This window comes from Asanoa iriomotensis, assembly GCF_016862515.1.
Taxonomy (GTDB): domain Bacteria; phylum Actinomycetota; class Actinomycetes; order Mycobacteriales; family Micromonosporaceae; genus Asanoa; species Asanoa iriomotensis.
On the sequence record NZ_BONC01000088.1, the window covers coordinates 1 to 26,238 of the forward strand.

The 26,238-nt window shown below is 71.6% G+C and carries 24 protein-coding genes and 2 pseudogenes; 8 read left to right on the forward strand and 18 right to left on the reverse strand.

Annotation, left to right across the window (positions count from 1 at the left end):
• Both Air01nite_RS36195 and Air01nite_RS36200 read right to left on the reverse strand, forming a co-directional pair.
• Window positions 1-376 (reverse strand): annotated as a pseudogene (locus tag Air01nite_RS36195) (glycosyltransferase); the annotation flags it as partial.
• 69 nt (window positions 377-445) lie between these two features.
• The gene (locus Air01nite_RS36200) at window positions 446-919 is read right to left on the reverse strand and encodes a DoxX family membrane protein (RefSeq protein ID WP_203707908.1); all 474 of its coding nucleotides are present in this window, start codon (window positions 917-919) and stop codon (window positions 446-448) included.
• Window positions 920-1,071: 152 nt separating this feature from the next.
• Between Air01nite_RS36200 and Air01nite_RS36205 the strand changes: the two genes are divergently transcribed.
• The 4 genes from Air01nite_RS36205 to Air01nite_RS36220 are packed head-to-tail and all read left to right on the forward strand — an operon-like array spanning window position 1,072 to window position 3,211.
• Window positions 1,072-1,629 carry a dihydrofolate reductase family protein gene (locus Air01nite_RS36205; RefSeq protein WP_203707909.1) on the forward strand — a complete coding sequence of 186 codons (558 nt, stop codon included), beginning with the start codon at window positions 1,072-1,074 and terminating at the stop codon, window positions 1,627-1,629.
• Window positions 1,626-2,354 (forward strand): tyrosine-protein phosphatase, encoded by a 729-nt coding sequence (locus Air01nite_RS36210; protein ID WP_203707910.1) that lies wholly within the window; start codon window positions 1,626-1,628, stop codon window positions 2,352-2,354. Before Air01nite_RS36205 ends, Air01nite_RS36210 begins: the two co-directional genes overlap by 4 nt.
• Window positions 2,355-2,364: 10 nt before the next feature.
• Window positions 2,365-2,787: an RpiB/LacA/LacB family sugar-phosphate isomerase gene (locus tag Air01nite_RS36215; RefSeq protein ID WP_203707911.1), complete on the forward strand. Its 423-nt coding sequence runs from the start codon at window positions 2,365-2,367 to the stop codon at window positions 2,785-2,787.
• Window positions 2,780-3,211: a GNAT family N-acetyltransferase gene (locus tag Air01nite_RS36220; protein ID WP_203707912.1), complete on the forward strand. Its 432-nt coding sequence runs from the start codon at window positions 2,780-2,782 to the stop codon at window positions 3,209-3,211. The genes Air01nite_RS36215 and Air01nite_RS36220 overlap by 8 nt, the downstream gene beginning before the upstream one ends.
• 900 nt (window positions 3,212-4,111) lie before the next feature.
• Here the strand turns inward: Air01nite_RS36220 and Air01nite_RS36225 are convergent.
• The 10 genes from Air01nite_RS36225 to Air01nite_RS36270 all read right to left on the reverse strand — a co-directional run bounded on the left by Air01nite_RS36225 (window position 4,112) and on the right by Air01nite_RS36270 (window position 12,500).
• A complete protein-coding gene (locus Air01nite_RS36225) occupies window positions 4,112-4,516 on the reverse strand; it encodes a hypothetical protein (protein ID WP_203707913.1) in 405 nt (134 codons plus the stop codon).
• A 22-nt stretch (window positions 4,517-4,538) separates the two neighbouring features.
• Entirely contained in the window at window positions 4,539-6,170 is a 1,632-nt protein-coding gene (gene ptsP, locus Air01nite_RS36230; protein WP_203707914.1) for a phosphoenolpyruvate--protein phosphotransferase, read from the reverse strand.
• Window positions 6,163-6,450 (reverse strand): HPr family phosphocarrier protein, encoded by a 288-nt coding sequence (locus Air01nite_RS36235; protein WP_203707915.1) that lies wholly within the window; start codon window positions 6,448-6,450, stop codon window positions 6,163-6,165. Before Air01nite_RS36235 ends, ptsP begins: the two co-directional genes overlap by 8 nt.
• 12 nt (window positions 6,451-6,462) lie before the next feature.
• Window positions 6,463-7,497, reverse strand: a complete 1,035-nt coding sequence (locus tag Air01nite_RS36240) for a zinc-dependent dehydrogenase (protein ID WP_203707916.1) — start codon at window positions 7,495-7,497, stop codon at window positions 6,463-6,465.
• Complete coding sequence (locus tag Air01nite_RS36245) at window positions 7,494-7,946, reverse strand: PTS mannitol transporter subunit IIA (protein ID WP_203707917.1); 453 nt, start codon at window positions 7,944-7,946, stop codon at window positions 7,494-7,496. Before Air01nite_RS36245 ends, Air01nite_RS36240 begins: the two co-directional genes overlap by 4 nt.
• A complete protein-coding gene (locus tag Air01nite_RS36250; RefSeq protein ID WP_203707918.1) occupies window positions 7,939-8,247 on the reverse strand; it encodes a PTS lactose transporter subunit IIB in 309 nt (102 codons plus the stop codon). Before Air01nite_RS36250 ends, Air01nite_RS36245 begins: the two co-directional genes overlap by 8 nt.
• Before the next feature lie 86 nt (window positions 8,248-8,333).
• Window positions 8,334-9,557: a PTS transporter subunit EIIC gene (locus Air01nite_RS36255; RefSeq protein ID WP_203707919.1), complete on the reverse strand. Its 1,224-nt coding sequence runs from the start codon at window positions 9,555-9,557 to the stop codon at window positions 8,334-8,336.
• Complete coding sequence (locus Air01nite_RS41710; RefSeq protein ID WP_203707920.1) at window positions 9,554-10,798, reverse strand: 1-phosphofructokinase family hexose kinase; 1,245 nt, start codon at window positions 10,796-10,798, stop codon at window positions 9,554-9,556. Before Air01nite_RS41710 ends, Air01nite_RS36255 begins: the two co-directional genes overlap by 4 nt.
• Complete coding sequence (locus Air01nite_RS36265; RefSeq protein WP_203707931.1) at window positions 10,795-11,556, reverse strand: DeoR/GlpR family DNA-binding transcription regulator; 762 nt, start codon at window positions 11,554-11,556, stop codon at window positions 10,795-10,797. The genes Air01nite_RS41710 and Air01nite_RS36265 overlap by 4 nt, the downstream gene beginning before the upstream one ends.
• A gap of 116 nt (window positions 11,557-11,672) precedes the next feature.
• Window positions 11,673-12,500 carry a helix-turn-helix transcriptional regulator gene (locus tag Air01nite_RS36270; RefSeq protein ID WP_239091211.1) on the reverse strand — a complete coding sequence of 276 codons (828 nt, stop codon included), beginning with the start codon at window positions 12,498-12,500 and terminating at the stop codon, window positions 11,673-11,675.
• Between the two features lie 103 nt (window positions 12,501-12,603).
• Between Air01nite_RS36270 and Air01nite_RS36275 the strand changes: the two genes are divergently transcribed.
• A complete protein-coding gene (locus Air01nite_RS36275; protein ID WP_203707922.1) occupies window positions 12,604-13,455 on the forward strand; it encodes an oxidoreductase in 852 nt (283 codons plus the stop codon).
• Here the strand turns inward: Air01nite_RS36275 and Air01nite_RS36280 are convergent.
• Window positions 13,452-14,723: a GGDEF domain-containing phosphodiesterase gene (locus Air01nite_RS36280; RefSeq protein ID WP_203707923.1), complete on the reverse strand. Its 1,272-nt coding sequence runs from the start codon at window positions 14,721-14,723 to the stop codon at window positions 13,452-13,454. The two genes, Air01nite_RS36275 and Air01nite_RS36280, sit on opposite strands and share 4 nt — an antisense overlap.
• Before the next feature lie 243 nt (window positions 14,724-14,966).
• Between Air01nite_RS36280 and uvrA the strand changes: the two are divergent.
• Window positions 14,967-17,933, forward strand: a pseudogene (uvrA, locus tag Air01nite_RS36285) (excinuclease ABC subunit UvrA); the annotation flags it as partial.
• A gap of 240 nt (window positions 17,934-18,173) precedes the next feature.
• Here uvrA and Air01nite_RS36290 read toward each other — a convergent pair.
• Both Air01nite_RS36290 and Air01nite_RS36295 read right to left on the reverse strand, forming a co-directional pair.
• Window positions 18,174-18,644 carry a hypothetical protein gene (locus Air01nite_RS36290; protein WP_239091212.1) on the reverse strand — a complete coding sequence of 157 codons (471 nt, stop codon included), beginning with the start codon at window positions 18,642-18,644 and terminating at the stop codon, window positions 18,174-18,176.
• A gap of 18 nt (window positions 18,645-18,662) precedes the next feature.
• Window positions 18,663-19,586 (reverse strand): DUF1152 domain-containing protein, encoded by a 924-nt coding sequence (locus tag Air01nite_RS36295; protein ID WP_239091213.1) that lies wholly within the window; start codon window positions 19,584-19,586, stop codon window positions 18,663-18,665.
• A gap of 171 nt (window positions 19,587-19,757) precedes the next feature.
• On the opposite strand from Air01nite_RS36295, the gene Air01nite_RS36300 reads away from it, so the two are divergent.
• Entirely contained in the window at window positions 19,758-22,280 is a 2,523-nt protein-coding gene (locus Air01nite_RS36300) for a DUF4062 domain-containing protein (protein WP_239091214.1), read from the forward strand.
• Here Air01nite_RS36300 and Air01nite_RS36305 read toward each other — a convergent pair.
• Window positions 22,277-22,561 carry a DUF427 domain-containing protein gene (locus tag Air01nite_RS36305; RefSeq protein WP_203707927.1) on the reverse strand — a complete coding sequence of 95 codons (285 nt, stop codon included), beginning with the start codon at window positions 22,559-22,561 and terminating at the stop codon, window positions 22,277-22,279. The two genes, Air01nite_RS36300 and Air01nite_RS36305, sit on opposite strands and share 4 nt — an antisense overlap.
• Window positions 22,562-22,655: 94 nt before the next feature.
• Here Air01nite_RS36305 and Air01nite_RS36310 point away from each other — a divergent pair, with 94 nt between their 5' ends.
• The gene (locus Air01nite_RS36310) at window positions 22,656-23,414 is read left to right on the forward strand and encodes a response regulator transcription factor (protein WP_203707928.1); all 759 of its coding nucleotides are present in this window, start codon (window positions 22,656-22,658) and stop codon (window positions 23,412-23,414) included.
• Here Air01nite_RS36310 and Air01nite_RS36315 read toward each other — a convergent pair.
• Window positions 23,411-23,944, reverse strand: a complete 534-nt coding sequence (locus Air01nite_RS36315; protein WP_203707929.1) for a hypothetical protein — start codon at window positions 23,942-23,944, stop codon at window positions 23,411-23,413. The genes Air01nite_RS36310 and Air01nite_RS36315 overlap by 4 nt on opposite strands.
• Window positions 23,938-26,163 (reverse strand): FlgD immunoglobulin-like domain containing protein, encoded by a 2,226-nt coding sequence (locus tag Air01nite_RS36320; protein ID WP_203707930.1) that lies wholly within the window; start codon window positions 26,161-26,163, stop codon window positions 23,938-23,940. The genes Air01nite_RS36315 and Air01nite_RS36320 overlap by 7 nt, the downstream gene beginning before the upstream one ends.
• Between the last annotated feature and the right edge of the window lie 75 nt (window positions 26,164-26,238).

Sequence of the window (26,238 nt, forward strand, 5' to 3'; positions counted from 1 at the left end):
CGGCGACCGCGCCCGCGGCGCACAGCGGCTCGTGCACGACCACGTCCGGCTGCCAGCGCGCGACCAGCGCCGCGGCGGCGTCGACAAAGCGCTCGTTGACCGCGGCGAAGATGTGCCCCACCGCGTCGGTGCCCGCGCGCCCGGCCAGCTCGCGCACCAGGAGCCGCGGGCGGCTCAGCATGGTGCCCAGGGCGATCCGGCCGAAGTTGAACGGCCCGGTGAGATCCTCCACCGGGAACCCGGCCGGGGGTCTGGCAACGGCGTCGCCGCCGGTCGCGACGAGCACGTCGTGGCCGGCGGCGCGCAGCGACTCGGCGAGCGGGACCATCGGGTAGAGGTGGCCGATCAGCGGGGCTGCGACGAACAGGATCCGCACGGGTGGTCCTTTTCTCTCGGCCTTGTCTCGTATCTGGCGGCGCGCCCAACCATCCGCCTCGCCTCGACCCTAGACGGTGGCGCGGGTCGGTGGCGGCACGAGCCGGGCGCCCAGGGCACGGGCGGCGACGACCAGACCGGCGGCGGCGAGCACGATGTCCTTCGCCACATACTGCCCCTCGATCGTCGGAGTGCCGGGGAACAGGTCGGTGAAGAACAGCAGAAGCGGTGACATGATCCCGACCAGAGAGGCGGCCAGCACCACGAGCCCGGTCTTGAGCAGCCGGCCGGTGATCAGCGTGATGCCGATGAAGCACTCGGCGACCGCGCAGAGCAGCACCGCGTTGGTGCCCGTGACCAGGCCGAAGCTGAGCGCGTCGATGGTCCGGGCGACCAGCGCCTCGGCCGGGCTGGCGCCCGGGAAGAACTTGAGCGCACCGAAGCCGAGGAAGACCAGGCCGAGGCTGACCCGCAGGATGTCGATGCTGTGCCGGGCGAGCAGGTCGGTGAGTCGGCGCTGGGCGGCGATGGCGACCGTTGTCATGACGTCCGTCCCTCCTGAGAAGTGTTGCTTCAGCCTCGCGGGAACGAGGCCGACGGGCGTCCGCCGGCCAACGGCTCATCGGGTACGCCGCCGGCCGTACCCGCGATCCGTCCTCGTACGGAGCCGAGCGGCCCGCTGGTAGGTTCGAGCCCATGGCCAGGGTGATCTTCGGAATGACCGTGTCGGTCGACGGCTACGTCGCGGACGCGGACGGCAGCGCCGCGGCCCTCTATCCGGACCTGGCCGAGCTGCGGCCGACCCACTACATGACCGAGATGGTCGACGAGACCGGCGCCGTCGTGATGGGACGGCGGACGTTCGAGATGGGCGACCCGGACGGCTTCGCCGGCACGTACGAGTTCCAGGTCCCGATCTTCGTCGTCACCCACCAGCCGCCGGCCACCCACCCGCGCGAGTCGGACCGGCTGACCTTCACGTTCGTCACCGACGGCGTCGAGGCGGCGGTCACGGCGGCGAAGGCGGCGGCCGGCGACCGCGACGTCACCGTCGTCGGCGGCGTCGACCTCGGCCACCAGTTGCTCACCCGCGGCCTGGTCGACGAGCTGCGGCTCGACCTGATGCCGGTGCTGCTCGGCGGCGGCCGGCGCCTGTTCGACCCCGACGCCGACCTGGCCGCGCTCGGCCTGCGCAAGGAGCGGGTCCTCGAGGTCGGCATGCGTACCTCCCTGCGCTTCTCGGTGTCCAAGTGAGGCACATCGCCTTCGACCGGCTGCACAACTTCCGCGACGTCGGCGGGTACTCCACATCGGACGGCGGCCAGACCCGCTGGGGTCGGCTCTACCGCTCCGACGGCCTCGGCAAGCTGGCCGGCGCCGACTGGGTGAAATTCCGGAACCTCGGCATCCGCACGGTGATCGACCTGCGCTACCCGGAAGAGGTCGCACGCCGCGGCCGGGTGCCCGAGTACGACGGCCTGGCCTACTACAACCTGTCGATCGAGCACCGCCCGTGCCGGCAGGCGACGGTCGCGCCCGAGGTCGAGCCGGTCCGCTTCCTCGCCGATCGCAACGCGGAGGTCCTGGCCGACGGCCCGGTCGAGATCGGCCAGGCGCTGGCCGTGATCGCCGCCGCGCACAGCACCCCGGTGGTGATCCACTGCGCGGCCGGCAAGGACCGCACAGGCCTGCTGGCCGCCCTCGTCCTCGCGCTGGTCGGCGTCAGCGAGGAGGACATCGTCGCGGACTACGTTCTGACCGACGCCGCCGCGCCGAAGTTCGTCGACGACTGGCAGGCCAACCCGGCCAACCCGCCGATCACCTGGCCGGCCTACGGCCGCGCCCCCGCCGACGCGATGCGCCTGACGCTCAAGGAGCTGGCGGCCACCTACGGATCGGTGCACGCCTATGTCCGCGACCGCGCCGGCGCGGACGACGCCCTGCTGGCCGGCCTGAGGGCTCGCCTGCTCGACCCGTAGGGTGGTCGGTATGCGGGTGGCGTACGGAGCCGACGACGCGAACGAGACCACACGAGCGGTCCAGCAGGCGCTGGCCGACCGGGACATCGAGGTCGTCGACGTGACCGGCGGCCAACAATGGCCCGACATCGGCGCCGCGGTGGGCAAGGCGGTCACGGACGGCACGGCCGACCTGGGCGTGGTGCTCTGCTGGACCGGCACGGGCACGGCGATCGCCGCCAACAAGGTGAGCGGCGTACGCGCCGCCCTGGCCTGGGACCCCTGGATCGCCGCCGGCGCCCGCAGGTGGAACGACGCCAACGTCCTGGCGATGAGCCTGAAACGCCTGGCCCCCGACGTAGCGGTCGAGGTCCTGACGGCCTTCCTGGACACCGAGGGCCCGGACCCGGACGAGGCCGCCAACATCACCCGACTCGGCACCCTCGATGACTGACCTGCGCCGCGCCACGACGCGCGACCTCGCCGCGATCCTGGCCGACCTGCCCGCCTACTGGGGCGACCGCGACGTCCGCCACCTGCACCACCCGATGTTCGTCCGCGAGTTCGGCGACACGGCCTTCGTGGCGGGCGACGTGGACGGTTACCTCTTCGGCTTCATCGCACCGGCCCACGTCGGCTACATCCACGCGGTAGCGGTCCACGAACGCAGCCGCGGCACCGGCCTCGGCCGCCACCTCCACGCGGCGTTCGCGTCGGCCGCCCGCTCCCGCGGCGCCACCCGCCTCAAGGCGATCACCGGCCCGGCCAACGCGGAGTCGATCCGCTTCCACGAACGCCTCGGCTTCACCGCCCGCCTGGTCACCGACTACAGCGGCCCAGGCCAGGATCGGGTGGTCCTCACGCGAGAACTGCCCTAACCCGCAGACCCAACCCGAAGACCCACGGTGTCCCGGGTCCGCCGTGGGCACGACCGTCGCTCCCGCCGGACACCGCTCCGCTTCGCTCCGCTGCCAGGTCCGCGTCGCCTCGCCCTCAAACCGCCGAGCATCCTCTGCGCGAGAAGGTCGTGCACGGCCCGTCGTCGACCAGCGCCCGGGCGCGTGCGGCAGGTTCGCACCGCCCCGGCTTCCGCCGTCGCGGTCAATCGGGGCGGCCGCTGCACTCGGTGGTGGGTCTGCTGATCTTGGAGGGCCTTGCTGCTTCTACCAGCAATCATTTGCCGGCGTGCATCGCGTGGGGTGCACCGTTTGGCGGGGTCGGCGATCCGGGGCGTCGAACCTGTCGGCCGCACCGAACGCCACCGACGGCTGGCGCGGGTGCTGCTGCCGCCGGGTCGGCGGGGCTCTCGACCAGCTTGTCCGCTTTGTTGAAGAGTCCGACCGAGTTGATCGGGTTGCTGGGGCTGCCCAACCGCATCCCCGCCGCCGGTAGCTTCGGCCACAGCTCGAGGGCCTTCGCCGGCGTCATGTTCCAGAGGTCTCAGATCCACCGCCCAGTTGGGTTCTCGCACCGGGGCCGACGACGGCGTGAAGGCGTTTGGTCGGAAGCCGACCGGTGATTGGCCCCGCATCCCCCCGACCCGCCGCGGCGACGGCGCTGGAAACCGCTCCCGTCAGTGGGGCGCGGTCCGCGAAAGGAATCGGGATGGATGTCGGACTACCAGCCCGCGCGTCACCGTGAAACCGAAGTCCCGCGTGCACACCGCTGCCGTTGGCGCCACGATCATCCCGCACGCGCCGACGTGCGCGACCCCGACCTGCCCGATGGCCGACGTCGCATACTTCGCGGAGGCCTCTCGGGCGCGTGTCCGATCTCGATCAAGCGGTAGTGCGCCAACGCACCCAGTAGCCGCCGCCGTGGTCGGGTTGGTGCGGGTTGGGCGCGTGGCGCCACTGGGCGAACAGCCGGCGGGCGTCGGGCGGGGGTTCGCGGCGCGGCTCGAGCAGGAGTTCCAACTCGTCGTAGCGGGCGTCGACCCCGCCTTCGCCCGGATGGCGGTCGCCGCGTGCCTGTGCGGCGAAGTAGATCGCCGATTGTTCGCGTTCCAGGGCCAGAACCTCGTCGTCCGCAGGCCACACCAGGTACGCGCCCTCGTCGATCAGGTCCGTGAAGTTCTCGCTCCGGAAGTAGTGCGGCACGCCGTCGACGGCGGCGATGCCCGAGCGGATTCCGTCGTACCAGTCCAGTTCGACGTGGACCGGCTCGAAGTCGTCGCGAGGCACGACGGCAGGGTAACCCCCGCCGTCAGCCGACCACGGCGCGAGCCGCCGCCGGGTCCTCCGCCGCGAGCACCGCCGTGGCCAGGCGTTCGCAATCAGCCTTCGTGTGCGTGGCCAGTGCGTCCCGGACCGCCGGGATCGCGCGCGCCGGCATCGACAGGCTGCTGATGCCCAAGCCCGCGAACACCGGCGCCAACCCCGGGTCGGCCGCCGCCTCGCCGCAGATGCCCACCGGCTTGCCCGCCTCCCGGCCCGCGCGGCCGCAGGCCGCCACGAGGTCCAGCAGCGCCGGCTGCCACGGGTCCAGCAACTCCGCCAGCTCACCGGCCATGCGGTCGGCGGCGAACGTGTACTGGCTCAGGTCGTTCGTCCCGATCGACAGGAAGTCGACCTCCCGCAGCAGCGCGCGCACCCGCAGCGCCGCCGCGGGGATCTCGACCATCACCCCGGCCGACGCCAGACCCGCCGCCCGGGCCCGGGTCACGAAGTCGCGGGCCTCCGCCGGGGTCGCGATCATCGGCGCCATCACCCACGCCGTCGCGCCGGTGCGCGTGGCGGCCGCCGCGATCGCGGCGAGTTGGCCGTCCACCAGCGCCGGGTCGCGCCGCGCCAGGCGGACGCCGCGGACACCGAGCGCCGGGTTCGGCTCGCCGGCCTGGTCGAGGAACGGCAGCGGCTTGTCGGCGCCCGCGTCCAGGGTGCGCACCACGACCTTGCGCCCGCCGAGGGCGTCGAACACCGCCGCGTACGCCTCGACCTGCTCCTCATGAGACGGCGCCTTCTCGCGGTCGAGATAGAGCAGCTCCGTCCGGAACAGACCCACGCCCTCCGCACCGGCGACCGGGTCCGCAGCCGAACCCACGTTGGCCAACAGCTCGACCGCCCAACCGTCGGCGGTCCGGCCAGGGCCGGACGAGGCCGCGGCCCGCGACCGCCGCTCTTCCTCCCGCCGCCGGGTGTCGAGGACCGTCGCCTCGTCGACACCCACCCGCACCGCACCGGCCGCGCCGTCGATCGCGACCACCATCCCGTCCCGCAGCCCGGCCGCGCCGCCGCAGCGCACCACCGCCGGGATGCCCAGCGACCGCGCCAGGATCGCCGTGTGGCTCGTCGGACCGCCCGCCTCCGTCACCAGCGCGAGCACCTGCGCCGGGTCGAGGCCCGCCGTGTCCGCGGGCGCGAGGTCCGTGGCCACCAGCACGAACGGATGCCCGGGCGACGGGATGCCGGGCATCGGCAGCCCGCTCGACACCGCTACGGCCCGGTCGCGCAGGTCGTCGAGGTCGGCGACCCGCTCGGCGAGGTAGCCGCCGGCGTCCAGGAACGCCTGCCGGTGCACCGCGAACGCCGCGTCGATCGCGTGCGGCGCGTCGGAGCCCGCCCGGATCGCGTCGGCCACCGCCTCGTCCAGCACCGGATCCTCAGCCATGAGAACCTGCGCCCGCAAGATCTCGGCGGCGGTGGCGTCCGATGTCGCCGAAGCCCGCCGGTCCAGCTCCGCGGCCACCGCCCGCAGGGCCGAAGCGGCGCCCGACAGCTCGGCGGGGACGTCCGACACCGCCCGCGGCGCGGGCAGGCGCGGCGCGACACCCGCCCGGCACACCGGACCCGCCGCGAACCCGGGCGACACCCCGATGCCCCGCAACGGCTCAGCCATCGGAACCGACCTCGTCGGCGTCCAGGTCGCGGGCCAGCAGCGCGGCCAGGTCGTCGAGCACTGCGTCGGCGCCGTCGCCGTCGGCGGAAATGGTCACCGCGGTGCCGCACTTGGCGCCCAAAGACAGCACCGACAGCATGCTGTTGGCCGGTACGGGCTTGCGGCCCTCGATATTGATCTTCACCGGCAACGCGGCGGCACCGGCTGCGGCGACGAACAGGGCGGCCGGCCGGGCGTGGAGCCCGGAACGCGACCCGACGGTCACGGTGCGGGACGGCATGACGGGTACCCCCTAGGGCTCGATGGTGACCTTGATGGCGGCACCGCGCGCGACGATGTCGAACGCTTCCAGCGCCGCCGTGACGGGCAGCCGGTGGGTGATCAGGTCGGCGACCGGCACCGCACCCGACGCGATCAGCTCCAGCGCCCGCTTGTTGTGGGACGGGCTGGAACCGTTGGCGCCGACGATCGTCAGCTCCTGGTAGTGCACGAGGTTGCTGTCGACCCGGATCACCGGGTCGTCCTTGGGCAGCCCGCCGAAGAAGCTGATCCGGGCCTGCCGGGCGCAGAGCGCGAACGCCTGCTCCTGCGCCGCCTTCGCCGCCGCCGCGGTGATCACCACGTCGGCGCCGCGGCCGTCGGTCAGCTTGCGCACCTCGTCGACCACGTCGGTGTCGGCGGCGCAGATCGCGGCGTCGGGCCGCACCCGCACGGCGGAGAGAGCCAGCCGGTCCGGGTTGAGGTCGACGAGGAACACCCGCCGGGCGCCGCGGGCGCGGGCGAGCCGCACGTGCAGGCAGCCGATCGGGCCGGCACCCATCACCACCACGTCGTCACCCTCGCCGACCCGGGCCAGCTCCTGTCCGTTGAGGACACACGCGAGGGGTTCGGCGACCGACGCTTCGGCGTACCCGATGCCCTCGGGTATGCGGTTGAGACCGTCGACCGCGAGCACCTTGGCGGGGACCAGCATCAACTCGGCGAAGCCGCCGTCGTAGTGGTAGCCCATCGACTCCTGGTTGGGGCAGACGGTCATCCGGCCCCGCCGGCACTCTTCACACTGTCCACAGGGGATGGCCGCGATGACCTGCACCCGGTCGCCGGCCTGCCAGCCGGTGTCGCCGCCGTCGACCACCTCGCCGGCGATCTCGTGGCCCATCACCCGGGGCGGGCGGATGTGGTGGTGCCCGAACTTGAAGATCTTGACGTCGGTGCCGCAGGTGGAGCAGTTGTGCACCCGGATCAGCACGTCGCCGCCGGTGCGGGTGGGTTCGGGTGCGTCCTCGATGCGTACGTCGCCGGGCGCGTGGAAGCGCACGACCTTCATGCCGTCTCCTCGATGGGTGTCAACAGGTCGTAGACCGTGTCCTTGTCGGTGACCGCGCGCAACGCCGCGGCGCGGTCGGGGTCGAGCAGGATCTGGGCGAGCTCGCCGAGCACCTCGACGTGCCCGTCGCCGCGGGCGGCGATCGCGACGCAGACGGTGACGGGCTGGCCGCCCCAGTCGACGCCGTCCGGGAAGCGCAGCACGGCCAGCGCGTCCCGGAGCACCGTCTCCTTGCCGGCGAGGGTGCCGTGCGGGATCGCCACACCCTCACCGACGTACGTGGAGATGGACTGCTCGCGGGTCAGCATGGCGTCCACGTACGCCGGTGCGACCGCGCCGACCTCGACCAGCACCTCGCCGCACCGCCGGATGGCGGCGTTCCGGTCGGCGGCCGTCTCGGCGAGCCGGATGGCGGCCGGGTCGAGCAGCGCGCCGAGCCCCTCAGCCATCGAGCTCGCCGCCGGACTCGACGACCTTGACCAGCCGCGTGACGGCCGGGTCGCCGATGAACACCTGGACCGGCAGGATCACCTTGCCCGGCGCGCTGCCGCGGGCGCGTTCGGCCAGGCCGGCGTGGCAGACCACGACGTCGGCGTCGGCCGGGATCGAGTTGACCGGGGTGTGCTCGACGGTGATCCGGTGCTTCTTGAGCTGGCGCCGGAGCTGGCTGGCGAGCATGACGCTGCTGCCCATGCCGGCGTCGCAGGCGACGACGACCTTCTGGATGTCGCTGCCCTTGATGTTGGCCATGACGTTGCCGCCCTTCGAGGGATAGGGGAAAGGAACGGACCGTTGCTAACGCTTTCCGCATAGGAACGGTCCGTTCCTAACGCGGGTCAAGCGGTGGTGCGCTGCTCCGGCGCGACGCCTGCGGGCTCGCGGGCCGGTTCCGGCTGCGTGCCGGGCTGCGGGTCGGCATCCGGGGCGACGGCGGCCGCGTCGCCGTCGACGGCGGTCGGATCCTCCTTGGGCTCGAGCCGGCCGAAGCCGAGCAGCATGGACGCGACGGCGAACGTCACGCCGGCCGCGATCACGATGCCGAGCAGCATGGGTACGTAGCCGCCGCGCGGCGTCACCGCGAAGTAGGCGAAGATGCTGCCGGGGGACGGTGTTGCGGTCAGGCCGGCACCGGTGATCATGAAGGTGCCGACGCCGGCCGCGCCGCCGAGGATCATGGCGATGATCAGGCGGGGCTTCATCAGCACGTACGGGAAGTAGATCTCGTGGATGCCGCCGAGGAACTGGATGATCATGGCGGCGGGTGTGGTGGCACGCAGGTTGCGCGGGCCGAAGAAGAAGAACGCGAGCAGCAGGCCGAGGCCCGGGCCAGGGTTCGACTCGATCATGAACAGGATCGACTTGCCGGTCTCGGCCGCCTCGGCGACACCGAGCGGGCCGAAGACGCCGTGGTTGATCGCGTTGTTGAGGAACAGCACCTTGGCCGGCTCGACCAGCACGGACGCGAGCGGCAGCAGGTTGTGGTCGACCAGCCAGCTGACCGCGTCGCCGGCGGCGTTGGTGACCGTACGCATGATCGGGCCGATGCCCCACGCGCCCAGCAGCGCCATGCCGCCGCCGATGATGCCGGCGGAGAAGTTGTTGACGAGCATCTCGAAGCCGGGCCGGATGCGATCCTCGACCAGGGTGTCGAACTGCTTGAGCAACCAGGCGGTGGCCGGACCGATGATCATCGCGCCGAGGAACATCGGCGACGCGTTCTCGAGCGCGGTGCCCATCACCGCGCCGGCGCCGACCGCGACGCCGACGGTGGCGACGGCACCGACCACGGCGCCGCGCTGCCCGTGCACGAGCCGGCCGCCGGTGTAGCCGATCAGAATCGGAAGCAGGAAGAAAATCATGGGGTTGACCAGCTGACCGAAGTCCTCGTTCGGTATCCAGCCGGTCGGGATGAACAGCGCGGTGATCAGACCCCAGGCGATGAACGCGCCGATGTTGGGCATGATCATGGCGGCCAGATTGCCGCCGAACCGCTGCACGGTGGCACGGAACCCGGTGCCCTGCACCGCGGGCGTGTAGCCGCGTTCGTCGGTAGTTGTCACCGAACGCTCCCTTCGGGGGTAGGGGAGGGGTCCGGTAACCCCGCAGAACCCGGGTACCGGACGAAATCGGAATCGGGATGGATCACAACGGCGTCCCGCCGCAGGTCCTCGGGACGTGGCATTCGGGAGCCCGGCAGGCTGACGGCGGCGGCACCCCAGGCAAGCCCTTCCGCGAGCGCCGCGACGAGCTGCCGCCGCCGCACCGCGGCCGGCCCGTCACCGTTGGCGGCCGCCGCACCGGCCTCGGACGTCGGGTCGGTGCCGACGTCGTCGCTGGTTGAGGCCGACCCACTTGGAACGGACCTGTCGGTGGCCCCGGTCGTGCCGGTTCGTGACACACGGTCCGCAACCGCGACGGGTTGCGGGCCGGCTTCGTCGGTCGCGGCGGCGGCCGTGTCGCTCGAGATGCCAGCCCCGCCGGCGTCTCGGTCGGGGCCCGTCCCCGCGGATCTGGTCAGGGCGGCCAGAAACCCCGCGAGCAGCGCGTCGCCCGCGCCGACTGAGCTGCGTGGTGCCGGGACCACCACCGCACCGCTGACGACCGTGTCGGCGGTGACCAGGATGGCGCCGTCCGCGCCGAGGCTGGCGAGGACCGCGCCCGCGCCCCAGGCGCGTACCCGATCCGCGGCCGCGACCACGTCCGACCGGGACGGCAGCGGGTGGCCAACCACTTCGGACAGCTCTTCGCGGTTGGGTTTGACCAGGTGTGCGCCCGCCTCCGCGGCCGCCCGCAACGCCGGCCCGCTCGTGTCGACCGCCAGGCGCACCCCCGCCGCGACGATGCGCCGGCACAGCCGGCCGAACGCCGCCGGGGTGACGCCCGGTGGGAGGCTGCCGCAGACCACCACCCAGCCCGCGGTGCCCGCGGCGGCCAGGGCCTGGCCGGTCACCGCGTCGAACTCGACCGCCGACAGCGACGGACCGGGCTCGTTGACCTTGGTCACCGTGCCGTCGGGTTCGGCGAGGGTGATGTTGGAGCGGGTGTGGCCGCCGATCGGCACGGCGACCAGGTCGACGCCCTCCGCCGCCAGCAGGCGGACCAGTTGGGCGCCCTCGTCGCCGCCGCAGGGCAGCACCGCGCGCGACGCGACTCCGTTGGCGAGCAGCGCGCGGGACACGTTGACGCCCTTGCCACCCGGGTCGAGGCGGCCCGAGCGGGCGCGGATCACGTCGCCGCGGGCCAGGTGGTCGATCTCGATCGCCCGGTCCAGGCTCGGGTTGAGCGTGACGGTGACGATCATGCGCGGACCACCCGGACGCCGGTGGCTTCGACGTCGCCGGCCAGTTCGGCGTCGAGGCCCGTGTCGGTGATCAGCACGTCCAGGTCGGTCAGGTCGCCGAACCGGGCCAGATAGTCGTTGCCGATCTTCGTGTGGTCGGCCAGCAGCACCACCCGGCGGGCCGCCGCGATCATCGCCCGTTTGACGGTCGCCTCCGCCGGGTCGGGTGTGGTCAGTCCGCGCTCGACCGAGCAGCCGTTGGTGCCCATGAACGCGACGTCCACGTACATGTCGGCGAGCGGGCGCAGCGCCCAGTCGTCGACGGTGGCCAGGGTCTTGCCGCGGACCCGGCCGCCCAGCAGCAGCACGGTCAGGTTGGCCCGGGTGCCGAGCAGCGTGGCGAGCACCGGCGAGTTGACCACGACGGACAGCTCGCGGTCGGTGGGCAGCGCCTGGGCCAGCCGCGCGGTGGTGCTGCCGGCGTCGAGGATCACCGCGCCCTCGTCGGGCAGCTCGGCCAGGGCCGCTTTGGCGATGCGCTCCTTCTCGGTGATCAGCACCGTGTCGCGGGCAGCGAGCGCCGGCTCGAAGCCGATGCGTTCGACCGGGATCGCTCCACCGTGCACCCGGCGGAGGACACCGGCCCGCTCGAGCACGGTCAGGTCGCGGCGGATCGTCTCGGCGGTCACCTGGAAGCCGTCGGCCAGCGCGGTCACGTCGACCCGCCCCTGAGCACGGGCAAGCCGCAGGATCTCCTCTTGCCGCTCCTCCGCGTACATGTGGCTTTGCCTCCGCATCATTTTGTTTCGTTTCTGTTTACGCTTGAGTATGTGGGAAGTCAAGACATGGAAATGCCCCGACCTGCGGGTACGAGGTCGGGGCAGAGTGGACGAACTCAGGCGGAAGCGGCGAGCGAACCCAACAACGCGAGCGAGCGGGCCGACTCGCTGCCGGGCTCCGCGTGGTAGACGCCGAGCACCAGCCCGTCCGTCCCGGCGATGATGAGCTTGTCGGCGTAGAGGTCGAGGTCGCCGACCTCCGGGTGGTGCATCAGGCTGAACCGGCCCTCCGGGCGGCGCACGTCGTGCCGGGCCCAGAGCTGCCGGAACTCCTCGCTCTTGAGGGACAGCTCACCGACCAGTGTGGCCAGTCGGGGGTCGTCGCCGTGCCCGGTCGCGTCCGCGCGCAGGCCGGCCACCGCCTGCGCGACCGCCTCGGCCCAGTCCCGGTGGAACGCGCGCTCGGCGGGATCGAGGAACGCGGCCCGCAGCCGGTTGACGCCGGGGGAGAGGTTGGGCGTGAGCGCGATCGCCATCCGGTTGGCGGCGATCACGTCGAGCCAGCGGGTCTGCACGAACGCCGGCGACGTCTGCTCGTCGAGCAGGTGCCGGATGCTCTCCGGGATCGCCGTGGAGCCCGCGGTCGGTCGCGCGGCCGTGCGGGAGGTCGGCTGGCTCAGACCGATCAGGTACGCGGTCGCGTCGGCGTCCAACCGCAGCACCCGGGCGAGGGCGTCGAGCACCTGCACCGACGGATGCCGGTCGCGGCCCTGCTCCAGGCGCAGGTAGTAGTCGGAGCTGATCCCCGCCAACATGGCGACCTCCTCGCGGCGCAGGCCCGGCACCCGGCGCACGCCGACGCCCCGGCCCAGGCCCACGTCCTCCGGCGTGATCCGCTCGCGGTGGGCCCGCAGGAAATCGCCGAGCACGTTGTTGGTCTCCACGAATCCGACGATAGGTGGATCCGGCACACCGTGGGTGGTCCCCGCACACCCAGGAACAGCGCGACTCTGCCTATTCGCTGCCGGCGGGTGCACGGTCGATGGCATGACCACACACCTTCACCTCGCCGGCGGCCTGACGATCAGCCGGATGGGATACGGCGCCATGCAGTTGGCCGGACCGAACGCGTTCGGACCACCGCGCGACCACGACCAGGCGATCGCCGTGCTGCGTGCGGCGGTCGAGAGCGGTGTTACCCACATCGACACGAGCGACTACTACGGCCCCGTGGTGGTCAACCGGCTGATTCGGGAGGCGCTGTCGCCGTACCCGGATGAGCTGGTCATCGCTACCAAGGTCGGTTCACGCCGCATGCCCGACGGCCGTTGGGTCCAGTCGCTGCATCCCGAGGACCTCAAGGCTCAGATGTACGACAACCTGCGCAACCTCGGCGTCGACGCGCTGGACCTGGTCAACGTGCGGGTCGGCGGCGTCGAGGAGACCCGCGACGACCCGATCGCCGCCCAGGTGACCGCGCTGGCCGAGCTGCGCGAGCAGGGCCTGATCAGGCACATCGGGCTCAGCGGCGTGACCGTGGGCCAGCTCCGCGAGGCGCAGTCGGTCACGCCGATCGTGGCGGTGCAGAACCTCTACAACCTCGCGAAGCGCGCGGACGACGCACTGGTCGACGTGGTCGCCGCCGAGAAGATCGCGTTCGTCGGGTTCTTCCCGCTGGGCGGGTTCAGCCCGCTGCAGTCGAGCACGCTGCGTGACGTGGCCGACCGGCTGGGCGCGAGGCCGCAGCAGGTCGCGCTGGCCTGGCTGCTGCAGCGGTCACCGACGATGGCGCTGATCCCGGGCACGTCGTCAGTGGCGCACCTGCGCGAGAACCTGGCCGCCGCCGACTTGGTGCTGCCGGCGGACGCGGTGGCCGAGCTCGACGGCATCGCGGCCTAGTTCGCCGACGGAGTCGCGAGGTTGCCCGGCCAGCGCAGTGCGCGGGAGGCGGGTGCGGGACGACCGAGATGAAAGCCTTGCGCGTACGGCATGCCGAGGGCGGCGAGGGTGCGCACCTCCAGCGCGCTCTCCACGCCCTCGGCGATGATGTCGGTGACGCCCGCGCCGGCGGCGAGCAGCCGGACCGCGCGGACCACCGTCGGGTCGGGCATCCCCGGCTCCTCGTCGTGCAGCAGCTCGCGGGAGATCTTGATGCCGTCTATCGGCAGCCGGCGCACGCTGGCCAGCGACGAGAACCCGGTGCCGAAGTCGTCGACGAGCACGCGTATGCCGGCCCGGCGCAGCTCGATGAGCTGGGCGCGCGACCGCGCGGACGCCAGCAGCGCCGACTCGGTGACCTCGACCCGCAGCTCGTCGGGCGAGACGCCCGAGTGGTCCAGGGCGCGCAGCACCTCCCGGGTGAAACCGGGGTCGTCGAGCTGGACCGCGCTGACGTTGACCGACATCCAGCTGCTCCGGCAGGGGCCGTAACGCCGCTTGTCGCGCAGTGCCCGGCGGAGCACCCGCAGGCCGATGTCGCCGATCAGACCGCTGCGCTCGGCGGCGGGGATGAACGAGTCGGGGGAGACCCACCCGCGCTGCTGGTCGGGCCAGCGGGCCAGCGCCTCGTAGCCGACGATCCGGCCGCCCGGCAGCGCGACCACCGGCTGGTAGTGGACGGTCAGGCGGTCCGCCTCGACGGCGCGGCGCAGGTCGACGTCGAGGTCGACGCGCTGGCGGGCGCTGGTCAGCATGGTCGTGGCGCAGACGGTGACAGAGCCGGGTGCGTGGCGGCCGGCCTCCTCGAGCGCGAGGCTGGCGCGGGACAGCAGGGTCTCGGCGTCGTCGTGCGGCAGTGCGACGGAGGCACCGGCGCTGAGCTGCCCGTACACCATCGTGGTCCAACCGCTGCCCTCGCGGACGAGCTCGTGCAGGCGCTCTTCGAGCCCTTCCGCGTTGTCGAGCAGGAGCAGCATGTCGCCGTCGGGCAGCACGGACAGGAGGTCGGCCGGTTCGAGGCGGCCGCGGATCCGTTCGCTGATCCGGTCGAGCAGCTCGGTGGCCGCGGGTTTGCCGAGCGAGCTGCGGATCTCGCGATAGTCGTAGACCGCGAAGCGGGCGACCGCGAACCCGGTGCCACGCTCGTGGGCGAGCGTGGCGACCTGCTCACAGAAAGTAACCGGCTCGACGGGTGCCGCCGGCACGCGCGTCGTCAGGTCCGCTGTCACATTTCCCCCTGAGCACGCGGGCCCGCCCCAGCCGACGAACCCGGCGCACTGTGATTGCCGGACGCCCTACGGTACGTGATAAAGGGGGCAGATCGCGTACCCGGAATGACCGAAATCACCGGCATCTAGGATCTCCCCTGTTCGGGGGAATGCAGCGGCGCCGAAACTTGTCATACCCCGCGGCTAGAGTTGCCACGGCAGAGATTCTGCAGGTCTTCCTTCATGTCAGGAGTGGGTTGGGCTGTGGCCGACCGACTGATCGTGCGCGGCGCGCGGGAGCACAACCTGCGCGACGTGAACCTGGATCTACCCCGCGACGCCATGATCGTGTTCACCGGGCTCTCCGGGTCCGGCAAGTCGAGCCTGGCATTCGACACGATCTTCGCGGAAGGTCAGCGTCGTTACGTTGAGTCACTTTCCTCGTACGCGCGGCAGTTCCTCGGTCAGATGGACAAGCCGGACGTGGACTTCATCGAGGGCCTCAGTCCGGCGGTGTCGATCGACCAGAAGTCGACCTCGCGCAACCCGCGCTCGACGGTCGGCACGATCACCGAGGTCTACGACTACCTCCGCCTGCTCTACGCGCGGGTCGGCGAGCCGCACTGCCCGGTCTGTGGCGAGCCGATCGCCCGGCAGAGCCCGCAGCAGATCGTCGACCGCGTGCTGGCGATGCCCGAGGGCACCCGGTTCCAGGTGCTGGCGCCTGTGGTCCGCGGTCGCAAGGGCGAATACGTCGACCTCTTCGCCGAGCTGCAGTCCAAGGGCTTCGCGCGGGCCCGGGTCGACGGCGTCGTGCACCCGCTGACCGAGCCGCCCAAGCTCAAGAAGCAGGAGAAGCACACGATCGAGGTGGTCGTCGACCGGCTCGCCGTCAAGGGTTCCGCCAAGCAGCGGATGACCGACTCGATCGAGACGGCGCTGCGGCTGGCGGCCGGCGTCGTGCTGCTCGAGTTCGTCGACGAGCCCGATGACTCGCCAAACCGCGAGCGGGTCTTCTCCGAGCACCTGGCCTGCCCCAACGACCACCCGCTGGCGATCGAGGACCTCGAGCCGCGGGTGTTCTCGTTCAACTCGCCCTACGGCGCCTGCCCGGAGTGCACCGGCATCGGCACCAAGAAAGAGGTCGACCCCGAGCTGGTGATCCCCGACCCCGAGCGCACCCTGCGCGAGGGCGCGGTGCAGCCGTGGGCGACCAACCAGACTCTCGAATACTTCCTGCGGCTGCTGCAGGCGCTGGGCGACGCCGAGCACTTCGACCTCGACACGCCGTGGCGCGCCCTGTCCAACCGGGCACAGAAGACGATCCTCTACGGGTCCAACGACCAGGTGCACGTGCGCTACCGCAACAAATACGGTCGTGAGCGGTCCTACTACACCGGCTTCGAGGGCGCGGTGCAGTGGATCGAGCGGCGCCACGGTGACACCGAGTCCGAGTGGTCGCGCGACAAATACGAGGGCTACATGCGCGACGTGCCGTGCTCGGTCTGCGGCGGTGCGCGGCTCAAGCCCGAGGTGCTCGCGGTCACGATCGACGGCCGCAACATCGCCGAGGTGACCGGCATGTCCGTCGGCGACTGCGCCGACCTGCTCGGCGGCATGGTGCTCAACGACCGGCAGAAGATGATCGCCGAGCGGGTGCTCAAGGAGATCAACGCCCGGCTGCGGTTCCTGGTCGACGTGGGTCTCGACTACCTGTCGCTCGACCGGCCGGCGGGCACCCTGTCCGGCGGCGAGGCGCAGCGCATCCGGCTGGCCACGCAGATCGGCTCGGGCCTGGTCGGCGTGCTCTACGTGCTCGACGAGCCGTCGATCGGCCTGCACCAGCGCGACAACCACCGGCTGATCGAGACCCTGGTCCGGCTGCGCCGGCTCGGCAACACGCTGATCGTCGTCGAGCACGACGAAGACACGATCCGCACGGCCGACTGGGTCGTCGACATCGGCCCGGGCGCCGGCGAGCACGGCGGCGAGATCGTCCACAGTGGTTCGTTCGACGACCTGCTGAAAAACGAGGAGTCGGTGACCGGCGCCTACCTGGCCGGCCGCCGGCGGATCCCGACGCCGATGGTGCGGCGGCCGGCGACGACCGGGCGCGAGCTGGTCGTGGTCGGCGCCCGCGAGCACAACCTCAAGAACCTGACGGTGCCGTTCCCGCTGGGCCAGTTCATCGCGGTCACGGGCGTGAGCGGCTCGGGCAAGTCGACGCTGGTCAACGACATCCTCTACACGGTGCTGGCCAACCAGGTCAACGGCGCGCGGCTGGTGCCGGGCCGCCACCTGCGGGTCACCGGCCTCGACAACGTCGACAAGGTGGTCGGCGTCGACCAGTCGCCGATCGGCCGCACGCCGCGGTCCAACCCCGCGACCTACACGGGCGTGTTCGACAGCATCCGCAAGCTGTTCGCCGAGACGACCGAGGCCAAGGTCCGCGGCTACGGTCCGGGCCGGTTCTCCTTCAACGTCAAGGGCGGTCGCTGCGAGAACTGCGCGGGCGACGGCACGATCAAGATCGAGATGAACTTCCTCCCGGACGTGTACGTGCCGTGCGAGGTCTGCAAGGGCGCCCGCTACAACCGCGAGACGCTCGAGGTCCACTACAAGGGCCGCACGATCTCCGAGGTCCTGGAGATGCCGATCGAGGAGGCGTCGACCTTCTTCGAGGCGATCCCGTCGATCCACCGGCACCTCAAGACCCTGGTCGACGTGGGCCTGGGCTACGTCCGCCTGGGCCAGCCGGCCCCGACCCTGTCGGGCGGCGAGGCGCAGCGGGTCAAGCTGGCCTCGGAGCTGCAGAAGCGCTCGACGGGCCGCACGGTCTACGTCCTCGACGAGCCGACCACGGGCCTGCACTTCGAAGATATAAGGAAGCTGCTCAAGGTCCTGGAGAGCCTGGTCGACAAGGGCAACACGGTGATCGTCATCGAGCACAACCTCGACGTCATCAAGACCGCCGACTGGATCATCGACATGGGCCCGTCGGGCGGCCACCGCGGCGGCCTGCTGATCGCGGCCGGCACGCCGGAGGAGATCGCCGAGGTCCCGGAGAGCGCCACGGGCCAGTTCCTGCGGCACACGCTGGAGCTGACCGGGCCGCCCAAGGGGTCGGAGAAGGCGATCGCCCGCGCGGCCAAGGCCAACGGGGCCGGCAACGGCAAGGCTCCGGCCGGCAATGGCAGGGCGGCGGCGGCCAAGGCCGCCAACGGCAAGGCCGCGGACGCCAAGCCGGCAGCGAACGCCAAGGCCACGGCCACCAGGTCGACCGCGACGAAGACGGCGGCCAAGGCCACGAAGACGACGACCAACAGCCGGACCAAGGCGGCGGCCTCGGCCGCGGCTTCGGCTTCCGCGGACGAGAAGCCGGCGAAGAAGGCGGCCGCACCGCGTGCGCGGGCGGCGACCAAGGCGACGAGCCGCACGCGCGGCTGAGCTTGCGGCGGCCCGCGGCGCTGTTCACAGCGTGCGCGGGCCGTCCTCCACACCGAAGAACCAGTGCCGGCCGGGCGCCGGCACCGGTGGCAGCTGGTCGAGGATCAGGCGTTCGATCGCGTCGGCCAGATCGGCCACCACGGCGCCGTCGATCTGCTCCTGTCCACGCAGGAAGAACGGCTCACCGTCGAGCACGTACCGTCGCGCGGCGTCCGCCGCCGAGATGTTCCCGGCCCGGCGAAACCTGCGGCCGGCCTCGGCGATGATCGCGCGGACGTAGGCACGCTGCCGCCCGTCCCACTCCTTTTCGTCGAGCAGGAATACCGTGTTGGCGCCGAGCTCAACCTGGATCCGCAACGTGGCCACCACGTCCTCGACCCAGGACGGCCCCGGTTCCGCGGCGACGTGGATCGCCTCCAGCAGCAGGACACCGAGACTCACGTCGTAGGCCCAGAACCAACGGCCGCCGTACTCGACCGACACGGTCTTGCTCATCGTCCGCCCCTCGGGTCGTCAATGCGGAAAGGCGCGCGGCTTCCGGGGATCGACCAGGCTACGAAACTCTTCGATCCGGCTCCAGACCTGGCGGATGCCGACGGTGTCCTCCAGCCGGTCGAGGTAGCGGTTCTGATCCGCGAGGCCGGCGAGGTCGAAGGTGAAGTACATGGCCATCAGCGGGTTGACGAACAGGTTCGAGTCGCGGGTGCGGCTGGTGAACCGCACGTCGCCGTGCCGACCTTCGAGGGCCGCGGCGATCTGGCCGTTGACGATGCTCGGGCGCCGCGGTGTCGCGGCCTGGGCGTGCGCGACGGCCGCCCGGTAGGCCACCGCCTCGGGCGACCGGCTCGGGATCGAGAAGGCACCGAGGTAGGCGCCCGCGGCGTCGAGGTCGCCGATGTTCTCGAGGACCTGCGTGTGGTTGACACCGTGGTACGCGTCGATGCCGAAGCCGACGCACGCCACAAGCCGCACATGCACGCCGTCGAGCCCGGCGACGGCGGCGAGACTCGTCATGTCCTCGGCGGGCGTGCCGAGCCCGGCCTCGTCGCCGCGCATGAGGATGTCGGTGCCACCGTCGACCAGCACGACCGCGTCGATTTCGAGCCGGTCGACCAGCGCGCGGTAGGCCGCGCGCAAGGGCTGCACGCCGAGCAGCGGGAACGCGTACACCGTCGATGGCAGGCCATTGGTCTCGAGCCAGACGGCAAGGGTGCGCTCGGGGAAGTAGTCGTCGGGCCCGGCCGTGGCAGGGGTGATCCGGGCGACGTCCCGGTCGACCCAGACGTCGGGGTCGGCCAGGTGCAGCTCGGTGAACGACAGGTTGGCCAGGTGCACCCGCTTGCCGCCGGCCATGAGGGACAACGCGAGCGGCAGCGCGGAGTACACGTCGAACCCACCGCCGGCGCCGGCGAGCAGGATCCGCTCGACACCGTCCAACGCACTGAAGAAGGCGTTCGTTCGGATGGCGAGCCCTCCCCGGGTTGAGCATCGACTCAACCCATTCTTCTGGGAGTGGTCAACCGCGTTTCGCTGTCCCGGACCCGGCGGCTTGTATCGTGGGGATAGATGCGCTTTATATGCCTTTGCCGGATGTGATCGGGAACCTGGATGGCCGATGTCGGAGCGGAGTGGTCCGCTGGCATCAGGACGCCCGATCAGCGGCTGCGGGTGTTCGTCTCCTCGACGCTCGTCGAGTCGGCCGCCGAGCGCTCCGCGGCTCGCGCCGCGATCGAGCAACTGCGGCTCGCGCCCGTGATGTTCGAGTCCGGGGCCCGGCCGCATCCGGCGCAGGCGGTCTATCGCGCCTATCTGGCCAACTCCGACATTTTCGTCGGCATCTACGCCGAGGGGTACGGCTGGATCGGCCCCGGCATGACCATTTCCGGGCTCGAGGACGAGTTCGAGCGGGCCGCGGGCATGCCGCGGCTGCTCTACGTCAAGTCGCCCGCACCGGGCCGGGATCCCGCGCTGCACCGGCTTCTCGAAAAGATCAAGATGGGTGGCCACGCGGCGTACAAGCGGTTCGCCGACGCCGACGAGCTTCGGGAGTTGGTGCTCGCGGACCTGGCGACGCTGCTCGCGGAGCGGTTCGACGGGCAGCGGGGCGCCACGAGAACCGCGGCGCCTCCCGCGCCGGCCACCAGCCTGCTCGGGCGCGACGACGAGCTCGAGCGGATCGTCCACGACGTCGAGGCGGACGACCGTCGGCTCGTCGTGCTCACCGGCGCCGGCGGGATCGGCAAGACGCGGCTCGCGACCGCGGCGATGGAGCGGACCGCCGCACACTGGCGCGACGGCGCCGCCTTCGTCGACCTCTCGTCGACCACCGACGCCCGGCTCGTTCCCGACGCGATCGCCTCCGCGCTCGGCGTGGTCGCCCAGGGCAGCGAGCGGCCAGTGGACGCGTTGCACCGGGTGTTTCCGGCCCGGCACCAACTGGTCGTACTGGACAACTTCGAACAGGTTCTCGACGCCGCCCCGACGGTGGCCGAAATGCTGCGCCGGGCCCCGCGGCTGCACCTCCTGGTGACCAGCCGGGTGGCGTTGCGGCTACGCGGCGAGCGCGAGATCCGGGTCGACGCATTGGCGGTGCCGCCGGCCGGGGCCGACATCGCCGACGTCGCAAGGGCGCCGGCCCTGCGGCTCCTGGTCGACCGCGTCGGTGACGCCGAACCTGGGTTCGCGCTCACCGACGCGAACGCGCCCGCGCTGGCCGAGCTCTGTCGCCGGCTCGGCGGCCTGCCACTCGCGCTCGAACTGGCGGCTGCGTGGATGCGACTGCTGACCCCCGAACAGATGCTCGCCCAGCTCTACGAGCGCCTCGAACGACCCAGCGCCCTGGTCGACCTGCCGGACAGGCAGAAAACGCTGAACAGCACGATCTCCTGGAGCTACGACCTCCTGCCGGCCTCCGCACGGCGCCTGCTCGACCGGCTGTCGGTGTTCGCGGCACCGTTCACTGTGGACGGAGCTGCGGCCGTCGCCGGCGGCGAGGAAGCCGCGGTGGTCGACGACCTTGCCCGCCTCCTGGACAGCAGCATGGTCGGCCCGGCCGAGCGCCCCGACGGGCAGCGGGCATTCGCCCTGCTCGAACCCATTCGGCGGTACGCCGCCGCGCGGCGGGATCCGGCCGACGGCGCCCTCGACCGGCTGCACCAGCATCTCCTGGACGTGCTCCGGGCCGCCGACACCCGTCTCGGCTCGGCGGAACTGGTGCTCCGTCGCCTCGACAGCGAACAGCCCAACCTCCAGGTCGTGATCGACCGGGTCGGCAAGACGGGGCTGGACCCCGGTCCGCTGGTACGCGCACTCAGCGACGTCTGGGTCTGGATGGTCGCCCGGGGCCACCTCCGGCAGACGTCCGAGCTGTGGCAGCGGATCGCGGCGCTGCCGCGCGACCGGCTCCGGACCGAGCGCGACCGGTTGGCGATGCGGTGGCTGACCGCGAGCAGGCTGCTCAACGACGGTGAGTTCACCCAGATGGGCGGGCTGATCGACGAGATGCTGCCGGCTGCCCGCCGGGTCGAGTCGCCGACCCGGATCGCCCTGCTGCTCACGGCCAGGGCGATCGCGCTGCCGCACAGCGCCGACGAGGATTTCGGGGAGGCGCTGGCGGTGGCGGCCGACGCCGACGACCCGTTGGTGCCCGGCTACGTGCTGTCCCACTACGGCCTGTCGCTCGCGATCGACGGCCACCTGACCCAGGCCGAGGAACGCCACCGGGAGACCTTGGAGATCGCCCGCGCGCTCGACGACGAGAACCTGCGCGCCGAGGCGCACTACGGCCTGGCGATGGACGCCCTGCTCCGCGCAGATCCCGACTCGGCCCGAACCGACCTGGCCGCCGCGGTCGCCACGTACCGCGAAATCGACCATCTCGACGGCCTGACCCGGTGCATCGGCGCGCGCAGCGCACTCGCCCTGCAGGACGGCGACCACCACCTCGCCGCTCGCCTGGTGGGCGCGGCCGCCGGGAGACGCCACACGGTCGGCCTCACCCCATGGCCCTCAGTGTCCGAACTGGAGCGTCGAAACGTCGCGCACCTCACGGCCGTGCTTCCCGCCGCGGAGTTCGCGGCGCTGACGGGCGCCGGCCGGGATCTCACCATCGAGCAGGCGCTCGCGCCCTAGTCGACGACCTTGACGTCCTTCCAGAAGGCCACCCGGTCACGGACCATCTCCGCCTCCGGCAGCGGGTCGGGGTAGTACCAGACCGCGTCGCGGCTCGTCAGGCCGTCGTGCTCCAGCGTGTAGTAGGAAGCCGTGCCCTTCCACGGGCACACCGTGTGCGTGGCGGAGTCCTTGATCAGGTCGTCCCGCAGGGCCGTACGCGGGAAGTAGTGGTTGCCCTCGACCACGACGGTGTCGGCGGATTCGGCGATGACCAGGTCGTTCCAGATCGCTTTCGGCATGGTCCCAAACCTAGCGCGGGATCTTGTGACGCAATGCCGACCGCTGTCCAATCCGCGACCGGCCGCAAGCCCGACAGTTCCTATCGTCCGCGCCGTGAGCGTTCACCAGAATGACGACCGGGCGTGGGTACGCGCCGTCGCCGCCGAGTTCGGAGCCATGCGCGGCCGGCCCCTCGTCGACGCGACCATCGCCGCCGTCGGTCGCCGCCTCGGCACCGATCTCGCCACCTACGCCGAGCTGGACCTGAAAACGCTGCGCCTGCCCGACCTCGCCGCCGACCGGCCGGTCGAACGGGCCGTCGTCCAGCAGATGCACGACCAGCTCACCGCCCATCCGCTCTTCGCGGCCACCGTGCGCGGGTCGCACCCGTACCCCGGGCCGCCGTTGCAGGTCACCGACGTGCTGCCCGAACGGCGGTGGCGGCAGCATGCTCTCTACCGCGAGATCATTGCCCCGCAGGGGATCGGGCTGCACACCGTCGCGCTGGTGGTCGGGTCGCCGCCCGTGATGCGCTGGTACCAGTTCAACCGCGACCGCGAGTTCGACTCCCGGGAGATGGACCTGCTCGAACGCCTGCAACCGGCCCTGATCGCCCTGCACCGGCAGACGCCGAAGCGCGGGGGCACGCCGCTGACCGAGCGCGAGGTCGACGTGGTCAGAGGGATCGCCGACGGGCTGACCGTGCCCGCCACCGCGCGCCGGCTGGGTCTCGCGCCCGGCACCGTGCGCAAGCACCTGGAGAACGTGCACCGCAAGCTGGGCACCTCCGGGCCGGTCGCCACCGTGATGAGGGCGGTCGAACTCGGGATTTTAGAGGTGCCCAGCCTGGAGGTGCCCAGCCGGCCGGGCTAGATGACCGCGCAGGGCAACGGCTTGCCCTGGCACCCCTGGATCAGCGAGCTGACGTCGATCGTCGCGATTCGCCTGCGGTCGAGGACCACCTCGACCGTCACGGTGGTGTCGATGAACGGCAGGTCGACCACGACGTCGGCTTCCTTCAGCCGCTGGATGCGGTGCACGTTCTGCTTCGAGTCGTACGCCCGCAACGCCAGCGGGTCGTCCGCGGTGAGCGTGTCGAGCACCGCACCGGCGCTGTCCCGCAACCGCAGCGTGAACGGCCCGCTCGACCCGCGCAACGACGACGTGAAGCCCCGGTCGATCTCCAGGATCGTCGGCGTCGCCGAGCTGTCCGACACCAGCAGCCCGAGCCGCAGGTGCGAGCCCTTGTGCGGGTCGGTGTAGTCGCCGGCCGGCGGGGCCGGCTGCACGGGTGCCGGGGCGGCCGGGGCGGCCGCGACCGGCACGGCGGCGACCGAACCGGCCATGGCGAGCGGCACCGCGACGGCCGCCAGGACCAGCATTCGGATACGTCGGCTCAGCATTGTGCCCTCCCACACTTGGCGTACGCGTTCTCGGCGGCTCGCAGGTCGTCCGTCCGTTCGACCGTGTTGTCGATCATCACGTCGGACATCGGGGCGTCGCTGCGCCACCAGCCCGTCCGGGTGGTGCCGTCGGTGATCTCGTTGCAGGTGCTCGCGACGGAGCCCTCGCGCTGGCACAGGGCCTGCGAGCCGTACGTGTTGATCGCGGCGCCGTACCAGTAGCCGCCGTCGCAGCAGTACTCGTCACCCTCGTGGTAGGCGTCGTGGTGGAACTCGTGCCACCCGACCGTCGGCGAGTCGGCGGTGAAGATGTTGCCGGAGGCGTTGTCCCGGCAGTTGACCGTGTGCAGGATGCCGTTCGCCTCGGCGAAGCTCACCGGTCCGAACGGCCCACGCCGGCACAGCGCGTCGCCGTCCGGGCTGACGGTCACCTCGACGGGCACGTTCTGCACCCAGATGCCCACCTGCGACCAGTGCGTCGCGATCGAGCTGGGGAAGATCGCCCCACCTAGGCCGAGCAACTGCCAGGCGTTGTCGTCCACCGCGTTGCCGAACTGCCGCGCGCCGGTCGTCGTCGAGGTGTCGTAGCCGGTGCCCGGCGCGTACGCCACGTCGAGCGTCGTGTTCAGGGGCCGCGTGTTGATCCGGCCGTCCTTGTCGACCGCCGCCGGAACGCTGGCCCGCCACAACGGGATCAGGGTCACTTCCGGCCCCTGCGACGGCTCCGGTGGGTTCAGGTCCGTGATCCGCCAGTCGGCGGTGGCCGTCAGCATGTCCGGCACGCCCTCGGCCTCGGTCGCCGTGATCCGGTAGGCCACCGCCTCAGCGGCGAGGATGTCGGACGGGATCACCGCTTGGCACTCGTCGACCTGGAAGCACGTCTTGACGACCCGGGCCGCCAGGGTGACCGGGCGGGTCACCCAACCCGCGGGGCTCATCTCGATGGTGATCCGGGCCGCCGGCCGGGAGTTGTGGTTGGTCGCCACGACCTTGGCGCGGATCGAGGTGCCCGGCACCGCCTGCGGGTTGACCGCGGGCACGCCCGGCTCGGCCAGCGCGTACACCTCGAGGCCCGCCGGTGGGTTGACCACGGGCATGGTGATCGAGGCCGGCGAGAAGGTGCGGCCGTCGTCGGCGGTGCCTTGCAACGGGAAGGTGTACGAGCCCGGGGTGAGGAAGGTGCCGTCAGCCTGCCGGCCGTTCCAGGAGAACTGGACCTGGCCGGCCGCCCGCCGCTGGTCGGGCGTGCGGAAGACCTCGACGCCGACCTTGGACACCACCATCCGGAAGGTGCCGGTGGCCGACGCGACCGCGTTCACCGTGATCGGGCCGCTGCGGAACTGCCAACCAGACGATGGCTGGCTGGTCATGTTGGTCAACGTCAGCCCGACCCGCTGGATCACCCGCGCCTGGGTGGTCCTGGCCGAACTCGCGTCGCTCGGGTCGGCGACGGTGATCGTGTAGAGGCCGAGCGGCGCGTAGGACCCGTCCGACCACCGGCCGTCCCAGGTGATGTTGAAGATGCTCCCGTAGAACGAGGCCTGGTAGAGCGTGAACGACGCGTTCGTCGCCTGCGAGGTGATCGTGAACCGCAGCGCCGACGCCACCGACAGGGAACCGGCGATCGTCAGGAGCTCGCCGAGCCGCGGGTCGAACTCACGCGGGGCGCTGAACGGCGACGGCGACGTGATGCCGATGTTGGCCGGTCGCGGCGTCAGCGAAACCGTGAAGATCGCCCACGACGGGCCGCCGTTGGTCCGCTCGGTCGACGTGCCCCCTCCGCCGCCGAACAACGTGTACGTCTGCCAGTCCTTCGCCGGGCCGGAGTTGAGGTCGGCCTGCTCGCGGCTGCCGCCCTCGGTCGAGTCGTCCTCCCACAACTCGAAGTTGACCCGGAAGTTGCCCGTCACGGTCCGCCCCGAGCACAGCGTGCTGGGCGTGGTGATGTCCGTCCCCCCGGCGGCGGGCAGGCTCATCTCACAGCGCTGCTGCTGCCCGTCGTCCTGCGTGATGATCGCGACCCCGAACAGCTCCGGCGTGTCGCAGATGACCAGCCAGACCCGGTCGAGGCACTCGGTGGTGTGCATCTCGCTGACCGTGATCGTGACTGCGGAGCTGTAGCTGGCCGCCGCCGGTGTCGCCGGTACGGCCGCGCCGACGGCGGCCGCCACGACCGCCGTGAGCGCGACCGCCAGCAGCGCCCGCACTCGTTTACGCATGCGTTTCACGCACCATCCCCCCTTCGCGGGGTGGCTCGTGGGTCAGGGCGGCACCCCGCCGGGCCCAGACGACGT

Excerpts from the sequence above, each read along its gene's own strand:
- Air01nite_RS36220 (WP_203707912.1), top strand. The coding sequence starts at position 2,780 with ATGACTGACCTGCGCCGCGCCACGACGCGCGACCTCGCCGCGATCCTG.
- Air01nite_RS36315 (WP_203707929.1), bottom strand. The coding sequence starts at position 23,944 with ATGCTGAGCCGACGTATCCGAATGCTGGTCCTGGCGGCCGTCGCGGTG.
- Air01nite_RS36250 (WP_203707918.1), bottom strand. The coding sequence starts at position 8,247 with ATGGCCAACATCAAGGGCAGCGACATCCAGAAGGTCGTCGTCGCCTGC.
- Air01nite_RS36240 (WP_203707916.1), bottom strand. The coding sequence starts at position 7,497 with ATGAAGGTCGTGCGCTTCCACGCGCCCGGCGACGTACGCATCGAGGAC.
- Air01nite_RS36200 (WP_203707908.1), bottom strand. The coding sequence starts at position 919 with ATGACAACGGTCGCCATCGCCGCCCAGCGCCGACTCACCGACCTGCTC.
- Air01nite_RS36215 (WP_203707911.1), top strand. The coding sequence starts at position 2,365 with ATGCGGGTGGCGTACGGAGCCGACGACGCGAACGAGACCACACGAGCG.
- Air01nite_RS36235 (WP_203707915.1), bottom strand. The coding sequence starts at position 6,450 with ATGCCGTCCCGCACCGTGACCGTCGGGTCGCGTTCCGGGCTCCACGCC.
- Air01nite_RS41710 (WP_203707920.1), bottom strand. The coding sequence starts at position 10,798 with ATGATCGTCACCGTCACGCTCAACCCGAGCCTGGACCGGGCGATCGAG.
- Air01nite_RS36275 (WP_203707922.1), top strand. The coding sequence starts at position 12,604 with ATGACCACACACCTTCACCTCGCCGGCGGCCTGACGATCAGCCGGATG.
- Air01nite_RS36245 (WP_203707917.1), bottom strand. The coding sequence starts at position 7,946 with ATGGCTGAGGGGCTCGGCGCGCTGCTCGACCCGGCCGCCATCCGGCTC.
- Air01nite_RS36300 (WP_239091214.1), top strand. The coding sequence starts at position 19,758 with ATGGCCGATGTCGGAGCGGAGTGGTCCGCTGGCATCAGGACGCCCGAT.
- Air01nite_RS36265 (WP_203707931.1), bottom strand. The coding sequence starts at position 11,556 with ATGTACGCGGAGGAGCGGCAAGAGGAGATCCTGCGGCTTGCCCGTGCT.
- ptsP (WP_203707914.1), bottom strand. The coding sequence starts at position 6,170 with ATGGCTGAGCCGTTGCGGGGCATCGGGGTGTCGCCCGGGTTCGCGGCG.
- Air01nite_RS36290 (WP_239091212.1), bottom strand. The coding sequence starts at position 18,644 with ATGAGCAAGACCGTGTCGGTCGAGTACGGCGGCCGTTGGTTCTGGGCC.
- Air01nite_RS36305 (WP_203707927.1), bottom strand. The coding sequence starts at position 22,561 with ATGCCGAAAGCGATCTGGAACGACCTGGTCATCGCCGAATCCGCCGAC.
- Air01nite_RS36320 (WP_203707930.1), bottom strand. The coding sequence starts at position 26,163 with ATGCGTAAACGAGTGCGGGCGCTGCTGGCGGTCGCGCTCACGGCGGTC.
- Air01nite_RS36205 (WP_203707909.1), top strand. The coding sequence starts at position 1,072 with ATGGCCAGGGTGATCTTCGGAATGACCGTGTCGGTCGACGGCTACGTC.